The organism is Vibrio sp. L85 (assembly GCF_963871815.1).
Lineage (GTDB): Bacteria > Pseudomonadota > Gammaproteobacteria > Enterobacterales > Vibrionaceae > Vibrio > Vibrio harveyi.
In genome coordinates, this window is record NZ_CAWMYL010000222.1 from 1 (window position 1) to 457 (window position 457).

Sequence of the window (457 nt, forward strand, 5' to 3'; positions counted from 1 at the left end):
ACCACAATGGCAATGGTCTGCCATTGAACACCGTTACCGCCTGTATTCACTGGCTGTCCGTTTGGTTGCTGATAGTCGTTATTGTTGGCGCGGTTTTCGTCTGGACTGGCTGACTTAGCACGTTCTAGCTCGTTACCCATCTTGATACCGAGCCAGTCATTACCGAAGTCGCCCACGACATCGACCGCACCACCAACAAGCTCGCCCGCACCTTCTAAGATGCTGTCAAACCAGCTGCCAGAACTGGCAGCCGCTTTTGCTTGGTCAGGTAAGGACATTGCTCACCCCCTTAGTTCGCTGAGATAGTGCCCACTTGCTCAATGGCTTCAATCAGCACTGGCACACTGCCCGTTTGAGACTTATCAAGCTCGAATTGAAGCTGTTTCATGGCATTGGTAGGCAGACGACCTTCCACGCCAAAGCCAGTACGAACAAAATCAAGGCTGAACCAACCGTT

At 52.1% G+C, this 457-nt stretch carries 1 protein-coding gene and 1 pseudogene; both read right to left on the minus strand.

Features of this window, described 5'->3' with window-relative positions:
* The coding region (locus AACR11_RS21195; RefSeq protein WP_079325133.1) for a hypothetical protein at positions 1-278 on the minus strand (278 nt) is incomplete at its 3' end.
* An 11-nt stretch (positions 279-289) separates the two neighbouring features.
* A pseudogene (locus AACR11_RS29910) lies at positions 290-457 on the minus strand (major capsid protein P2); the annotation flags it as partial.